The sequence below is a fragment of the Muricoccus radiodurans genome, from assembly GCF_050154705.1.
Classification (GTDB): domain Bacteria; phylum Pseudomonadota; class Alphaproteobacteria; order Acetobacterales; family Acetobacteraceae; genus Roseomonas; species Roseomonas radiodurans.
Window position 1 is genome coordinate 583,106 of the sequence record NZ_CP189561.1, and the last position, 15,132, is coordinate 598,237.

The 15,132-nt window shown below is 72.8% G+C and carries 14 protein-coding genes; 11 read left to right on the forward strand and 3 right to left on the reverse strand.

Going from position 1 to position 15,132, the window contains the following annotated elements:
• Window positions 1-13: 13 nt before the first annotated feature.
• From cydD to bfr, 6 genes are all read left to right on the forward strand, one after another.
• Window positions 14-1,684 carry a thiol reductant ABC exporter subunit CydD gene (gene cydD / locus ACP6CK_RS02900; RefSeq protein WP_426957267.1) on the forward strand — a complete coding sequence of 557 codons (1,671 nt, stop codon included), beginning with the start codon at window positions 14-16 and terminating at the stop codon, window positions 1,682-1,684.
• Window positions 1,681-3,339, forward strand: coding sequence for a thiol reductant ABC exporter subunit CydC (gene cydC / locus ACP6CK_RS02905; protein ID WP_426957268.1), 1,659 nt, complete (start codon window positions 1,681-1,683; stop codon window positions 3,337-3,339). The genes cydD and cydC overlap by 4 nt, the downstream gene beginning before the upstream one ends.
• Before the next feature lie 206 nt (window positions 3,340-3,545).
• Window positions 3,546-3,938: an OmpA family protein gene (locus ACP6CK_RS02910; RefSeq protein ID WP_426957269.1), complete on the forward strand. Its 393-nt coding sequence runs from the start codon at window positions 3,546-3,548 to the stop codon at window positions 3,936-3,938.
• A gap of 25 nt (window positions 3,939-3,963) precedes the next feature.
• Window positions 3,964-5,802, forward strand: a complete 1,839-nt coding sequence (gene recQ, locus ACP6CK_RS02915) for a DNA helicase RecQ (protein WP_426957270.1) — start codon at window positions 3,964-3,966, stop codon at window positions 5,800-5,802.
• A gap of 102 nt (window positions 5,803-5,904) precedes the next feature.
• Window positions 5,905-6,099: a (2Fe-2S)-binding protein gene (locus ACP6CK_RS02920; RefSeq protein ID WP_426957271.1), complete on the forward strand. Its 195-nt coding sequence runs from the start codon at window positions 5,905-5,907 to the stop codon at window positions 6,097-6,099.
• 106 nt (window positions 6,100-6,205) lie between these two features.
• A complete protein-coding gene (bfr, locus tag ACP6CK_RS02925) occupies window positions 6,206-6,700 on the forward strand; it encodes a bacterioferritin (RefSeq protein ID WP_426957272.1) in 495 nt (164 codons plus the stop codon).
• 12 nt (window positions 6,701-6,712) lie between these two features.
• Here bfr and ACP6CK_RS02930 read toward each other — a convergent pair whose 3' ends face one another.
• Window positions 6,713-8,176, reverse strand: a complete 1,464-nt coding sequence (locus tag ACP6CK_RS02930; protein ID WP_426957273.1) for a hypothetical protein — start codon at window positions 8,174-8,176, stop codon at window positions 6,713-6,715.
• A 157-nt stretch (window positions 8,177-8,333) separates the two neighbouring features.
• Here ACP6CK_RS02930 and ACP6CK_RS02935 point away from each other — a divergent pair, with 157 nt between their 5' ends.
• Window positions 8,334-9,398 (forward strand): threonine aldolase family protein, encoded by a 1,065-nt coding sequence (locus ACP6CK_RS02935; RefSeq protein ID WP_426957274.1) that lies wholly within the window; start codon window positions 8,334-8,336, stop codon window positions 9,396-9,398.
• Between the two features lie 22 nt (window positions 9,399-9,420).
• Here ACP6CK_RS02935 and ACP6CK_RS02940 read toward each other — a convergent pair whose 3' ends face one another.
• Window positions 9,421-10,263 (reverse strand): tetratricopeptide repeat protein, encoded by an 843-nt coding sequence (locus ACP6CK_RS02940; protein ID WP_426957275.1) that lies wholly within the window; start codon window positions 10,261-10,263, stop codon window positions 9,421-9,423.
• A 90-nt stretch (window positions 10,264-10,353) separates the two neighbouring features.
• Between ACP6CK_RS02940 and ACP6CK_RS02945 the strand changes: the two genes are divergently transcribed.
• Window positions 10,354-11,208, forward strand: a complete 855-nt coding sequence (locus ACP6CK_RS02945; RefSeq protein ID WP_426957276.1) for an SDR family NAD(P)-dependent oxidoreductase — start codon at window positions 10,354-10,356, stop codon at window positions 11,206-11,208.
• On the opposite strand, the gene ACP6CK_RS02950 is transcribed toward ACP6CK_RS02945, so the two are convergent.
• Window positions 11,205-11,954, reverse strand: coding sequence for an alpha/beta hydrolase (locus tag ACP6CK_RS02950; RefSeq protein ID WP_426957277.1), 750 nt, complete (start codon window positions 11,952-11,954; stop codon window positions 11,205-11,207). The two genes, ACP6CK_RS02945 and ACP6CK_RS02950, sit on opposite strands and share 4 nt — an antisense overlap.
• 92 nt (window positions 11,955-12,046) lie before the next feature.
• Between ACP6CK_RS02950 and ACP6CK_RS02955 the strand changes: the two genes are divergently transcribed.
• Genes ACP6CK_RS02955 through ACP6CK_RS02965 form a run of 3 tightly spaced genes read left to right on the forward strand, consistent with a single transcriptional unit; the run spans window position 12,047 to window position 15,122 of the window.
• Complete coding sequence (locus ACP6CK_RS02955) at window positions 12,047-13,375, forward strand: ABC transporter substrate-binding protein (protein WP_426957278.1); 1,329 nt, start codon at window positions 12,047-12,049, stop codon at window positions 13,373-13,375.
• On the forward strand, window positions 13,372-14,292 hold the full coding sequence (locus tag ACP6CK_RS02960) for a carbohydrate ABC transporter permease (protein WP_426957279.1): 921 nt from the start codon (window positions 13,372-13,374) through the stop codon (window positions 14,290-14,292). Before ACP6CK_RS02955 ends, ACP6CK_RS02960 begins: the two co-directional genes overlap by 4 nt.
• A complete protein-coding gene (locus ACP6CK_RS02965; protein WP_426957280.1) occupies window positions 14,289-15,122 on the forward strand; it encodes a carbohydrate ABC transporter permease in 834 nt (277 codons plus the stop codon). Before ACP6CK_RS02960 ends, ACP6CK_RS02965 begins: the two co-directional genes overlap by 4 nt.
• Window positions 15,123-15,132: the final 10 nt, after the last annotated feature.

Sequence of the window (15,132 nt, forward strand, 5' to 3'; positions counted from 1 at the left end):
AAAAGCCCCCTCCATGATCGATCGTCCCGCCCGGGACGCGGCGAGCGGGCTTCTGGCCGCCACCGCGCGCGCCGGCCGCGCCGCGCTGGTGCCTCCCATCGCCCTCGGCCTCGGCGCCACCCTCGCGGGCGTCGCGCAGGCCTGGCTCGTCGCCTCCCTGCTTGCCGCGCTGCTCGGCCTCGCCGATGCCGGCTGGCGGCATCTCGCGGCGGCGGCGGCCCTGGCGCTCGTTCAGGCGGGGCTCGTCGTCGCGCAGGAAGCCCGCGCGGCGCGCGCGGGGGAGGCGGCCCGGGCCGGGTTGCGGTCCCGCCTTTTCGCCCGGCTCCTGGCCACGCCGCCTGGCGAGCGGCCGGCCGGGGAGGGCGCCGCCCTGCTGGTGGACCGGGTGGAGGCGCTGGACGGCTACTTCGCGCGCTGGCTCCCCGCCGCGGTCCTCGCCGTGGCCGCTCCCGTCGCGGTGGCCTTGGCCGCGATGGTGGCCGATCCGCTCAGCGGGCTGATCCTGCTCGTGGCGCTGCCGCTGGTGCCGCTGGGGATGGCGATCTCCGGGATCGGCGCCGCGGCTGCCAGCCGGCAGCAGTTCGACGCTCTGCAGCGCCTGTCCGGCCGCTTCCTCGACCGGATGCGCGGCCTGCCCACCATCGTTCTCTTCCGCCGGCAGGACGCGGAGGCCGAGGCGCTGTCGACCGCCGCGGATGAGCTGCGCCGCCGCACGATGCGGGTGCTGCGCCTCGCCTTTCTCTCGACCGGTGTTCTGGAGCTGGTCGCGGCGGCGGTGCTCGGCTGCCTCGCCTGGCGGCACGCGAACCTCGCGGCAGCGGGCCACCCCTCGCCGGCGGCCGCGCTCTTCACGATCCTCCTTGTCCCCGCCTTCTTCGCGCCGCTTCGCGCCTTCTCCGCCGCCTATCACGAGCGAATCGCAGCAAAGGGCGCCGCCGATGCGCTGGCGCCGATCCTGGCCAGTTCTCCCGCCGGCGGGCTGCGGCTGGAAGAGGTGCCGCCGAGTGTCACCCTCACCCTCGACCACGTCTCCCACCGGCCGGACCCGGCGCGGCCCCTGGCGCTGGATGATGTTTCCTTCCGCGTCCTTCCGGGCGAGGCGCTCGTCCTCTCCGGCCCGTCCGGCGCCGGGAAGTCTACGATCCTGCGCCTGCTCATGGGATTCCACCGCCCGGACGAGGGGCGCATCGCGCTGAATGGCCGCGATGCCCTGGCGCTTGAGCCGGCGGAGCTGCGCCGGCTGATCGCCTACCTGCCCCAGCGCCCGGTCCTGCTGCGCGCGACGATCCGGGAGAACATCCGCCTCGCCCGCCCAGACGCCGACGACGCGGCGGTCGAGGCCGCCGCCCGCGCCGCCCACGTCACCCCCTTCGTCGAGGAGCTGCCGGACGGGCTGGACACGATGGTGGGGGAGGGGGGCCACGGCCTCTCCGGCGGGCAGCGCTTGCGCGTGGCGCTGGCCCGCGTCTTCCTCCGCAATGCGCCGCTGATCCTGCTGGACGAGCCCACCGCGCATCTCGATCCCGGAACCGAGGCGCTCGTCCTGGAGAGCCTGCGCCGCCTGACGACCGGCCGGACGGCGGTGATCGCCAGCCATTCCGCCGCCCTGCGCGCCCGGTTCCCGCGGGTGCTGGAACTGCAGGAGGGCCGCGTGGTCCCGCAGCGCCGGGCGGTGAACACGTGACCGCTGCCCGCGACCTGCTCCGGCTCCTCGCCCTCTGGCGCCCGCGGGCCGGCTGGCTGCTCTTCGGCGCGCTCGCCGCCTGCGCCTCGGGCCTTGCCGGGTTGGCTCTCCTTGCTCTGGCGGGGCGCGGCGTGGCGGCCGGACTCGCGGCCGGAACGCTGGGGGCCGGTGCGGTGGCCTCGTTGCTGCTGCTGCGCCCGCTGATCCTGGCCCGCCCGGTCCTTCGCTGGGGCGAGCGCATGGCCACCCACGGCGCCACCTTCCGCGCCTTGGCGGACACCCGCACCTGGTTCTTTCGGCGCCTCGCCGCCCGCCTCTCCGCCGGGCCGGGGCTGACGCGGCTGGGTGACCTGCTGGGCCGGCTCGTCGCCGATGTGGAGGCGTTGGATGGCCTCTATCTCCGCGCGCTCGCGCCGATGGCGGCTGCCGCCGCGGTGGTGCTGGCGACCGCGCTGCTGCTCGGCGCCGCATCCCCCGGCCTCGCGGCCGCGGTGGCGGCGCCGCTGGCCCTCGCGCTCCTCCTCCCGGTGCTGATCGCGCCGGTCGCCGCGCGGGCCGCCGCCCGCGTGGCGACGACGACCGGGCGCCTGCGGGCCGAGGCCGTCGAGCCCCTGACCGCCCAGGAGGACATCCTCGCCGCGGGTGCCGAGCCGCGCGCCCTGGCCGCGGTGAACCGCGCGGCGGCGGAGATGGACGCGGCTCGCCGTCAGCTCGTCCGCGCCGGCGCGCTCGGCGGGGCGGCGGGCATGCTGCTGACCCAGGCCGCGCTGCTCGGCGCCCTGGCCTGGGGTCTGGCCGCCGGCCCCGCCGCGGCCGCGCCGGTCATTCTCGCCCTCTTCCTCACGGTTGCCGCGGCGGACGCCCTCGGTGCGCTGCCCCGCGCCGGCGCCGCCCTGGCCCTTGCCGCCGCTGGGGCCCGCCGACTCTTCGAGGCGGCGGACCAGCCCGTTCCGGTGCCCGACCCCGAGGCGGGCACCGAGCCCGCGGGACACGCGCTCATCGTCCGCAACCTGCGCTTCGCCTGGTCCGGGGACCGCGCTCCCGTCTTCGAAGACCTCTCCCTCGATCTGCCGGAGGGGGCCCGCATCGCCCTGCTCGGCCCCTCCGGCGCCGGCAAGTCGACGCTGGCCGCGCTCCTCCTGAAGCTCGCCGCGCCGCAGGAGGGGACGATCACCCTCGGCGGTGCCGATTACGCGACTCTCACGGCCGATACCGTCCGCGCGCATGTCGCCTGCCTCACGCAGGACGCGGCACTGTTCGACGACAGCATCTCCGCGAACCTACGCCTCGCCGCGCCCGGGGCGCCGGACGCGGCCCTCTGGCGCGCGCTGGAGCGGGCGCGGATCGCCGACCTTGTCCGCGCCCTGCCGGAAGGGCTGGAGACGCGCTGCGGCGAGGCCGGCGCGCGCTTCTCCGGCGGACAGGCCCGCCGCATCGCCCTGGCCCGCGCGCTGCTCTCCCCGGCGGACATCATCATCCTGGACGAGCCGACCGCCGGCCTCGACGCGGAGACGGAGCGCGCCTTCCTCGAGACGCTGGACGACGCGCTCGGCGGCCGCAGCGCCATCCTCATCACGCACCGTCTGATCGGGGTGGAGCGGCCGACCCGCATCCTGCGCCTTGCCGGCGGACGCGCGCTCCCGGCCATGGCCTGACCGCTCGTTCCGCCGCCGTGCCCTGGCCGGCTTCGGCGACGGGACCCATCTCGGTTGATCCTGCCTTCCTCTCCGGACGCCACACTTGCCCGCCTTCTCAACAACCCCGCGTGACCGCGCCGAGGTGCCCGTTGACCGAATCCAGACGGACGCCGCATCCGTGAGAGCCGCCCCCCCGGCGACCCCCCCTCACGGAACGGAGCTCTATGCGCCCACTCCTTGCCGCCTTCGCCGCGCTGCCGATCCTGGCGGCCTGCGTGTCGGGCGACGACCTGGCGAACCGGCCACCCGCCGTGGTCTTCTTCACCGACAGCAGCGCCCTGCTGGATGGCCCGGCGCGCGCAGTGGTGGCGGACACGGCGGCGCTGGCCAACCGCAACCCGAACGTCCCGGTGGTGGTCACGGGCTATGCCGATCCGCTCGGCCCGACGCCGATGAACAACGCGATCTCCGCCGCGCGGGCCGAGGCGGTGGCCGGGGAACTGCGCCAGGGCGGCGTGGCCCCGCAGCGGATCGTGACGCGCGCCGCCGGCGAGGTGCCGCCGCCCGGCAACCTGCCCTATCCGAGCCGCCGCGCCGAGATCCGCGTCGGACCCTGATCCGATCCCGGCGCGGGGTGGCGGCATGACCGCCGGCCCCCGTGCCACCGAGGGCCTCGACCCTCGTGACGTCCTGCACGACGTCTTCGGCTTTCCCGACTTCCGCGGCCGGCAGGCCGAGATCGTCGAGCATGTCACGGGCGGTGGCTCCGGTCTCGTCCTGATGCCGACGGGCGGCGGCAAGTCGCTCTGCTACCAGGTGCCGGCGCTCGTTCGGTCCGGCCTTGGGGTGGTCGTGTCACCCCTCATCGCGCTGATGGAGGACCAGGTCGCCGCGCTGCGCCAGCAGGGCGTCGCGGCGGCCGCACTGCACTCCGGCCTCGACGAGGACGAGCGGTCCCGCGTGGGCCGCGACCTCGCGAACGGGCGGTTGAAGCTTCTCTACGTCTCCCCGGAGCGTCTGGCGGTGGAGGGGACGGCGGAGCGCCTCGCCCGCCGCGACCTCGCGCTCTTCGCGGTGGACGAGGCGCACTGCATCTCCAACTGGGGCCACAACTTCCGCGCGGATTACCGCGGCTTGACGATGCTTGCCGAGCGCTTCCCGCACGTGCCGCGGCTGGCGCTGACCGCCACTGCCGACGCGCGCACCGTGGATGACATCCGCGAGCAGCTTTCCCTGACGGAGGCGCCCGTCTTCCGCGGCTCCTTCGACCGCCCGAACATTCGGATCGAGGTGGCGCCGCGCGACAACGCCGCCGCCCAGATCGCCGAGTTCATGGAGGAGGCCGGCGATGGCCGCGGCGCCGGCATCATCTATTGCCCCAGCCGCGCGGAGACGGAGCGCACCGCGTCACGGCTGCGGCGCGAGGGCTTCGACGCTCTGCACTACCATGCCGGCATGGATGCCGCCGACCGCCGCGCGGCCGAGCGCCGCTTCGCCTCCGGCGATCCGGTCGTGATGGCCGCGACGATCGCCTTCGGCATGGGGATCGACCGCCCGGACGTGCGCTGGGTCGCCCATCTCTCGCTGCCGGGCGGGCCGGAATCCTGGTACCAGGAGATCGGGCGCGCGGGGCGCGACGGCGCTCCCGCCCGCGCCCTGCTGCTCTACGGCGCCGAGGACATCGCCGTGGCCCGAAAGCGGATCGCCGACAGCCCGGCACCGGAGAGCCAGAAGCGCCTCGATCACGAGCGACTGGACCGCCTTGTGGCCATCGTGGAAGCCGCGACCTGCCGCCGCCGGCTGCTCCTCCGCTGCTTCGGGGACGAGATGGAGCGCGACTGCGGCAACTGCGACGCCTGCCTCCGCCCGCCGCGGCTGGTGGACGTGACCGAGGCGGCGCGGAAGCTTCTCTCCGCCGTGCATCGCACGGGCGGGCGCTTCGGGCTCAACCATGTGGTGGACGTCCTGCGCGGCAACGCGACCGAGCGCGTCTCGAATTTCGGCCACGACCAGCTCTCGGTCTTCGGGATCGGCAAGAACGTGGCGGAAGGCGCGTGGCGCGGCATCGCGCGCCAGCTTCTCGCCCGCGGGGCCCTCGCCCAGGCGAGCGAGACGAACCTGCCCATCTTCGCCGCCACCGAGTCCGCCCGCCCGATCCTGCGGGGGGAGGAGCCGGTGGTGCTGAACGCCGCGGCGATGGAGGCGGCGAAGCCCCGTAAACGGCAGAGATCGTCCTTCCAGCCCCCCGCCGCGAGCGGTGGCGACACCGCCGCCTTCGACGTGCTCCGCGCCTGGCGGAAGGAGGAGGCGACGCGGCAGTCCGTGCCGGCCTATGTCATCTTCCCCGATCGGACCCTGGCGGACATCGCCGCCCAGCGTCCCCGGACGCTAGACGACCTCGCGATGATCCACGGCGTGGGCGCCTCGAAGCTCGACCGCTACGGGCTGGACGTGCTGCGGGTGCTGCGGGACGCCGACTAAGGCGGCCCGGCCGCGGTTTTTGCGAATGACTTGCAAAGGCGGAAAACGGCCGCTAGAAGTTCCGCCGACGCCCCCGGGACGGGCGAGGGGATCCCAAGACGGATGTATGTCTGCCTCTGCAACGGACTGACGGACACGCAGATCAAGGGCGCGATCGCGGCCGGCGCCGGTCGTACCCACGACGTCTATGCGGCCTGCGGCTGCCGCGCGCAGTGCGGCGGCTGCACCGCCAGCATCCTCTGCATTCTCCGCACGCCCGCGACCGCCGGCGCGGCCGGAGCCGAGGCGCGGGCCTGAGCCGCCGGCCGGACCGGGCCTGCTAACGCGAACGGCTTGCAAACCCGCCGAAAAACAAACACTTGACCCGCTCAGCGCCGGGCTCCATCTCGCTCGGAGACAGGAGATGCCCATGCCCGGCGACCCGAAGGTGATCGAGTACCTGAACACCCAGCTCACCAACGAGCTGACGGCGATCAATCAATACTTCCTGCACGCCCGGATGCTGAACCACTGGGGCGTCACCCGGCTGGGCAAGCACGAATACGAGGAATCGATCGAGGAGATGCGCCACGCCGACTGGCTCATCAAGCGCATCCTCTTCCTCGACGGGCTGCCGAACGTGCAGCGGCTGAACCCGATCCTCATCGGCCAGTCCGTGCGCGAGATCCTCGAATGCGACGAGAAGATCGAGCAGAAGGCTATCGCCGACCTGCGGGAGGGCATCGCGCATTGCGAGGCGGTGCGCGACTACGTGTCGCGCGACCTGCTGCTGAAAATCCTCACGGACGAGGAGAAGCACCAGGACTTCCTCCACGCCCAGTTCACGCTCATCGAGAAGATCGGGGAGGAGCGCTACACCCTCCTCAACTCCGACCCGGCGCCCGACCAGGAGCACTGACCCGCCGAGGGGTCACGGCGACCCCCCCACGGCCCGCATCCGCTCCTCGAAGCGGGCGATGGCCGCGGCGTCGCCGCCGCCGCGGCCTTCCAGCGTGAAGTGGCAGCCGGTGGGCCGATCGGGCATTCGCAGGGCCGCCGGCGCGTAGTCCGCCCGGCCCAGCCGGTCGGACATCGAGAAGAGCACCACTAACCCGGCCGCCCCGGCGAGCGACGCCGCCAGTCGCATGCGCCCGATCCGGGCTTCCCGGCGCGCTGCTGCCCAGGCCCCCTCCGCCGCCAGCGCCGCGAGCACGGTCATGGGAAGGGCAAGGAAGCGCGTCTCCGGCGCGGAGAGTGCGGTGATCGCGATCGTGCCGAGGCACGAGGTGGCAACCAGCACCAGCGCCGCGGTCCAGGACCTCCAGGCCGTGCCGCGCGCCCGGCGAAGGTGATCGAGCAGGCGCCACGCGCCGAACACGGCGATGGCGGCCTGGAGTGCCCGCAGGGACAGGCCGTAGGGCGCGTCCAGGTCGTAGATGTAGACGAAGGGGCTGCGGGGGCCGAGCGGCAGGACGACGTGCGCGAGGAGCGTCGCCGCGCCCTGGAGCGGGTACCGCGTGTACCATGCGAGCGCCTCATCGACGGGGAGCGTGCCCTCAAAGAGGGGATTGACCGTGAACCAGGGCGTTCCGCCCGCGGCGGTGACGATCGTGTCGTATTTCCAGAGAAGAACGCCGATGCCGAACTGGAAGGCGCCGAGGTTGCACGCCGGAAGGATCGTCGCTGTCCCGACCTCCCGCAGCGCATAGGCGAGCTGAGGGCCCCACACGACAAGGCCCGCGAGAACGAAGGCCGCCAGCGCGGCGGCGAGCATCCGCGCCCGCATGGCACGCCAGTGCGGCGCGAGCGCGATGGCGGCGAGGATGCCGAGATGCCAGCCGACGGTCACCGGCAGGTTGCCCGGCCGGAGCATCAGCGCATAGGCCGCGAGCCCCGCGCCCGCGAGAAGGACCGACTCGGTTCGCCAAGCCGCGTAGGGGCCGGCGAGTCTGACGGCGAGGGCGGCGAGGGCGACCGCGAGGGGCAAGGTCAACCCCTCCGTCAGCGCGTCCGTCACCAGGGCCAGGCCGAGTGGGGCCAGGAGCAGGCCCGCCAGGGTGCCGAGCACGACGGCCGGCCCCAGCGGGCGCAGACCGCGGGCGAGCAGCAGGGAGGCCGCCGCGTGCAGCGCCCACTGCACCCCACCCGCGACCGCCGCGAGACGGGAGAAGCTGAAGCCGGAGAACGGCGTCAGCGCCCAGAGGAAGAGGGGATAGCCGTAGGTCCGCACCGTGCCGAAGTCGTGCATCACCCCGTCCAGGCGGAACCGGAAGGCGAAGAAGCGGTAGCTCCACGAGTCGGACAGGGAGGGATAGTGGCCATACCGCGCGAGAAGCAGCGCGGCCCCGAGGGCGGAGAGAAGGGTCATCGCGGCCATGACGCGCCCAGTGGTCATTCCAGCTCCTCCCGGGCGTGCGGCGAATCCTGCCTCGGCGTTTTTAGCCTCCGAACCTCGGCCGACGGCAGGCGGTTCATTGTGGTTCACGCTCAGCACAACGCGCTTCCCCGGGGCTGACCTCGGGCCCGGGCTCTGCCACCCTGGGGGCATGTCCATGTCCTACGCCCCGACCCGCCCCGCGCCGGATGCCCCGCCGGTCCGGATCAACCTCTACTCCGACACCCAGACCCGGCCATCGGCAGCCATGAAGGCGGCGATGATGGCGGCCGAGGTCGGCGACGAGCAGCACGGCGATGATCCGACGGTGCACGCCCTCTGCGACCGCATGGCGGCGCTGCTAGGGAAGGAGGCCGCAGTCTTCCTGCCCTCCGGCACGATGTGCAACGTCGTCGCGCTCAACACCCATTGCCGCCCCGGGGACGAGGTCGTCGCCCATCGCTCCGCCCATATTCTGAGCAGCGAGGGCGGCAGCCACGCCGCGATCGCAGGGGTCCAGATTCTCGGGCTGGATGGTCCGCGCGGCATGTTCACCCCCGATGACCTGCGCGGCGCCATCCGGTCGCGCACCCGCTACGCCCCGCCGCAGACCCTGCTGGAGATCGAGCAGACCGCGAACACCGGCGGCGGCGCCGTCTGGCCGCTGGAGACACTGACGGAGCTGACCGGCATCGCCCATGCGGAGGGGTGGTCCACCCATATGGACGGCGCGCGGCTGATGAACGCCTGCGTTGCGGCCGGCATCCCGGCCGCGGAGATGTGCGCGGGCTTCGACAGCGTGTGGCTGGATTTCACCAAGGGACTCGGCGCGCCGCTCGGCGCCGTGCTGGTGGGGTCCGAGGAGTTCATCGGCCGCGCCTGGAGGTGGAAGCAGCGGCTCGGTGGCTCCATGCGGCAGGGCGGAATCTGCGCGGCCGCCTGCCTCTACGCGTTGGACCACAACATCGACCGTCTGGCCGAGGACCACGCGAACGCGAAGGCTCTCGCCCGTGGGCTCCGTCAAATCGAGGGTGTGGCGGTGGAGGACCCCGACACGAACCTCGTCTATTTCGACCCGACCGGCGCCGGCATGACCAGCCCGGCCCTGACGGCGGCCCTCGCGAAGCAGGGCATCGCGGTCAGCATCCTCGGCGGGCGGATTCGCGCCTGCACGCATCTCGACGTCTCGGCCCCGATGATCGAGGAGGCGCTGGCCGCCATCCGGACCGCGCTGAAGCACTGACCGCGGCGGGCGCCCGGCCGGCCTAGCGCCGGACCGGGCCGGCCGCGTTCAGCGCGAGGTTCTGCTGGGCGAGGTCGGCGGCGGCGCTGTCGGGGCTGGCGGCGATCACGCTTTCCCAATCCGCCCGGGCGCCGGCCTCGTCGCCGGCGAGCTGCCGGAGGATGCCGCGCTCCAGCAGCGCCTCCGGGTTGCCGGGGTCGAGGGAGAGGGCCCGCTCGATGTCGCGGAGCGCCTCCTGCGGGCGTTCGAGACGCCGGAGGGCCGCGGCCCGGAAGACCCAGGGCTCGGCGACGGAGGAATCCTGCGCGATCGCCCGGTCCGCATCGGCCAGCGCGTCGGCGAAGCGGCCGAGGGCGGCGGCGGCGATGGCGCGGTCCACCAGCAGTTCCACGTCGTTCGGCGTGATCGCCAGCGCGAGGGTGAAGGCGCCATAGGCCCGGGAGGGCTGGCCCGCCACGGTCCAGGCCTGCCCGGCCTGGCCGAAGATGGCGGCGCGCGCCGCCGTGCCCGGCGTGCGGGCCGCCAGTGCCTCCAGCCGCGTCGCGGCCCGCTGCGGGTCGCCCAGGGCGAGGGTGGCCAGAGCGGAGCAGTGCCGCGCGCCGTCCCCGCCGCCCTGCCCTTCCCAGGCCTCGGCGAAGGAGAGGGCGCCCTGGGCGTCGTCCCGGAGCTTCCCGAGGCATTCCTCGTATTCCGGGCTATCGGCGACGCGCGGCGGCTCGGGCGGGAGGGGCAGGGATTCCTCGGCCGCCTCGGGCACCGGCTCGGGCGCGGGGTCGCCTTGGGTGAACCAGAGGCCGCCCGCCGCGGCGGCCAGCAGAAGGACCACGGCGGCGCCGGCCAGCACGGGGCGCAGCGGGACTCGCATCGAGCGCAATCTACGGTGGAATGGCGCGCCGCGGTATCGCCGCGGCCCGCGGCCCTGGCGAAACAAGCGGCGCCGGGCCATGAGGGCGCCGTGGATCGGAACCTCGTCATCGTCGGGCTGGGCTACAGCGGCGGCGCCATCGCCCGGGCGGCCTTGGCCGCGGGATGGCGCGTGATCGGCACGGCTCGGCGGCCGGAGGGGGCGCCGGACGACCTCACAGCCGTCCCCTTCGCGGAGGCGGGCGAGGCGTTCCGAGGTGCGACGCACCTCGTCGTCACGGCGCCGCCAGGGGAGGGGGGAGATCCCGTCCTTGCCGCGCATGGGGAGGCGATCGCGGCGGCGCCGCTGCGCTGGGTCGGGTACCTCTCCACCACCGGGGTCTACGGCGACCGCGGCGGTGCGACCGTGGACGAGACGACACCGCCCGCGCCGTCGCAGCCCCGCTCCGTCCGCCGCCGGGCCGCAGAGGCGGCCTGGGGGGCCCTGGCGAGCCGCGCCGCCGTGGACCTGTTCCGCTGCGGCGGCATCTACGGACCGGGGCGAAGTGCCTTCGATGACCTGCGGAACGGCACGGCGCGCCGGGTGATCCGCCCGGGGCACGTCTTCTCCCGCATCCATCGGGATGACATCGCCCGCGCCGTGCTGGCCGCCGCTGAGAGACCGCCCGCGCCTGGTCTGCGTGTGCTGAACCTCGTGGACGACCTGCCCGTGGAGAGCGCCACGGTGATGGAGGGCGCGGCCGACATGCTCGGCGTCGCCCCACCACCGGCCATTCCCTTCGAGGAGGCGGAGCGGACGATGTCGCCGATGGCCCGAAGCTTCTGGTCGGAGAGCCGGCGCGTGGCCAATGCGCGGACGAAGGCGACGCTGGGGATCGAATGGGACTATCCCACCTGGCGGGAGGGTCTTGCCGCCGTCCTCGCGGCCGAGCGGCGCGGCGGTTAGTCCGGCAGCGCGTCCAGCGTCCGGGTCAGCAGCGCCAGGTCCTCCGGCCGTGACAGGCGGTGGTCGCCGTCCTTGATGAGGGTGAGCTGCACGTCCGCGCCCGCCAGCGCCGAGACGATCCGCAGGGCGTGCTGCCAGGGAACGTCCGGGTCCGCCATGCCCTGGAGCAGCCGAACCGGGCCGGCAAAGGAGATCGGCGCGCCGAGGAGGAGCTGGTCGCGGCCCTCCTCCAGCAGGCGGGCGGTGATCGGGATGGGCTCGCCGTAGGCCGAGGGGCGCCGTAGCACGCCGTCCCGGGCGAGGGTGGCGCGGTCGGCCTCCGTCAACTCCGCGGGGATGAGCGCCTCGGTGAAGTCCGGCGCGGCGGCGAGGCCGATCAGGCCGCGCACGCGGGTCTCGCCCCAGCGCCGGGTCAGGAGCAGCGCGATCCAGCCGCCCATGGAGGAGCCGACCAGCACCACCGGGCCGGGCGCGCAGGCCCCGATGACGAGGGCGGCATCCTCCGCCCAGGCGCCGATCGTCCCGTCCTCGAAGTCGCCGCCGCTGGCGCCGTGGCCGGAGTAATCCAGCCGCAGGAAGGCGCGGCCGCGGGCGGCGCAGGCATCCCGCAGGTGGATCGCCTTCGTCCCCTCCATGTCGGAACGGAAGCCGCCCAGGAAGACCACCGCGGGGCCGGTGCCGGGCAGGGCCGCCCAGGCGAGGGGGACCCCGTCCGGGCGCACGAGGGTGCCGCGAAGCTCGTTCATCCGGCCCCTCTATTCGCCCTTGCGCCGGCGGCCAAGCGGGAGAACCATCCGGCCCACGAAGGACCGGCCGAGACGCCGGCGGAGGAGTGTCCATGTCCCTCATCTCTCGCCGGACCGCGCTGGGCGCCGGCGCCGGCCTGCTCGCCGCCCCCGCCCTGGTGGAGCGGGTCGGGGCGCAATCGACCTTCGACTGGCGCCGCTTCCGCGGCGAGCGGATCGAGGTCTCGCTCACCCGCTCCCCGCGCTCTGAGGTGATGGAGCGCTACCACCGGGAGTTCACGGAGCTGACCGGAATCCAGGTCGGGTCGGAGGCCATCCCGGAGCAACAGCACCGGCAGAAGGTGGCGATCGAGTTCGCCTCCGGCCGCGCCTCCTTCGACGTCGTGTCCATCGCGCTGCACGTGCAGAAGCGGCTGACAGCCCGCGGGAACTGGCTGTCTGACCTGCGGCCGATGCTGTCTGACGCGAACATGACCGCGCCGGACTACGACTGGGCCGGGATCAGTGAGGGCGGCAAGCGCTACGTCACCCAGGCCGATGGCAAGATCGACACGCTGCCGCTGAACATCGACTTCTGGATCATGTACTATAATCGAAAGCTCTTCCGGGATCGCGGGCTGCAGGACCCGCGCAGCATGGATGAGCTGGTGACGCACGCGAAGGCGCTGACCGATGCGCGGCGACAGCAATACGGCTTCGTCGGGCGCGGGCTGCGGAACGCGAACGTGCCCGTCTTCACCTCATGGCAGCTCGGCCAAGATGAGGAGACGGTGGACCGGAACGGCCGCCTGACCACCGACGGCCCCGGCGCCGTCTGGGCCGGCGAGATGTACAAGACCCTGCTGCGGGAGACCGCCCCGCCGGGCGTCGTCGGCTTCAACTGGAACGAGTGCCAGACGAGCTTCATGCAGGGCCGGGTCGCGATGTGGCTGGATGGCGTGGGCTTTGCCATGCCGGTTCTGGACCGCCAGCGCTCCCGCGTGGTGGAGGATGTGGGCTTCGCCGTGGTACCGCCGGGGCCGAAGGCGCATCACTCCGCCATCTTCGGCGACGGCATCGGCATCACCCGCACCAGCAGCAAGCAGGGACCGGCCTATTTCTACGCGCAGTTCATGACGGGCAAGACGATGCTTGGCCGCATCCTCGCCGCCGGCGGCGGCACCCCGCCGCGGGACGCGCTCTACACGGATGCCTCCGCCATGGCGAACTCGCCCTTCGGGCGCGAATGGTTCGAGACGGTGCTGAAGTCGCAGCAGATCGGCCGGCCCGGCCTGCCGGAGATCGTGCCCGTGACGGAGTTCCGCGACACGATCGGCATCGCGCTCACGAACACCATCGGCGGCGCCGACGTGGCGACGGAGCTGAAGCGCGCGACGGATGCCTTCCGTCCCGTGCTGGAGCAGTCCGAGCGGGCGTCGTGAGCGGGGCGGCGGTCGCCACTGCTGTCACCACCGGCCAGGTTCTGGCGCGGCGGCGGAATTATGCGCGCCATTACGGCGGGTTCATCCTGCCGGCGGCCGTGGTGATCGTCGCCGTGATCCTCTTTCCCTGGCTCTTCACCCTCTACATGTCCGCCCACGACTGGAAGGTGGGGGGAGGGCACTCCTTCGTGGGGTTCGGCAACTACGCCAAGCTCTTCACGGATGAGCGCTTCCTCTGGTCCGTCGTCCGGACGCTCTACTTCACCTCCCTCGCGGTGGTCTTCCCGATGATCCTGGGGGTGGCCGCCGCGCTGTGCTTCCAGAAGAAGTTCCCGCTGCGGGGCCTGGCGCGTACGGTCTTCATCCTGCCGATGATGGCGACGCCCGTGGCGGTGGCCCTCGTCTGGACGATGATGTTCCACCCGCAGCTCGGCGTGCTGAACTGGCTGCTCTCGACGGTGGGGCTGCCGCCGTCGCTATGGGTGTATGAATCCTCGACCGTGATCCCGACCCTGGTGATCGTGGAGGTCTGGCACTGGACGCCGCTGGTGATGCTGATCGTGCTCGGCGGGCTGGCCTCGCTGCCGCAGGACCCCTACGAGGCCGCGAAGATCGACGGCGCGACGTCCTGGCAGGCGTTCCGGCACATCACCCTGCCGTTGCTGATGCCCTTCATCGTGGTGGCGCTGATCATCCGCACGATCGACGCGCTGAAGGCCTTCGACACGATCTACGTCATCACCCAGGGCGGGCCGGGCACGTCCAGCGAGACGATCAACATCTTCCTGTATCTGCAGGGCTTCGCCTACTACAACATGGGATATGCGAGCGCGGTCGTGGTGGTGTTCTTCACCCTGATCGTCGCCCTGGCGATGGTGCTGCTCTGGACCCGCGCGCGGGCGAAGGACGCGATGTGAGCGGCCATGTGATCCGCCGCTGGCTCGGCAAGATCGGCTTCGCCTTCTCGGTCATCGCGCTCGTCAGCCCGGCGGCGCTGGTGTTCCTGTGGATGCTGTCCCTCTCCCTGAAGACGGAGCTGGACAACACGGATTATCCCCCGGTCTTCATCCCGAACCCGCCCATCCTCGACAACTTCGTGGCCGTGTTCGAGCGGAACGACTTCCTGCGCTACACCATCAATTCCGTGGTGACCTCCTTCGGCGCGACGGGGATCGCCCTGCTGATCGGGGTGCCGGCGGGCTACGGCATCGCGAAGATGCGGGCCACGCGCGCGGCGGTGCTGATTCTCATCGCCCGGATCACGCCCGGCCTGTCCTACCTCATCCCGCTCTTCCTGCTGTTCCAGTGGCTGGGGCTGACGGGCACCCTGGCGCCGATCGTCATCACCCACCTCGTCATCACCGTGCCCATCGTCGTCTGGGTGATGATCGGCTTTTTCGAGGGTCTTCCCGGAGAGCTGGAGGAGGCGGCGCTGGTGGATGGCGCCACCATCTGGCAGGCCTTCCGCCACGTGGCCCTGCCGCTGGCCCGGCCGGGGATCACCGTCGCGATGATCCTGTCCTTCATCTTCTCCTGGAACAACTTCATCTTCGCCGTGGTGCTGGCGGGGCGCGAGACGCGCACGCTGCCGGTCGCCGTGAACAACATGCTCACCTTCGAGCAGCTGTCCTGGGGCCCGCTCGCGGCCGCAGCGCTGATGGTGACCCTTCCCGTGCTGTTGCTGACGCTGGTGGCCCAGAAGCAGATCGTGGAGGGGCTGACAGCCGGCGGCGTGAAGGGGGGCTGACGCGGGCCGC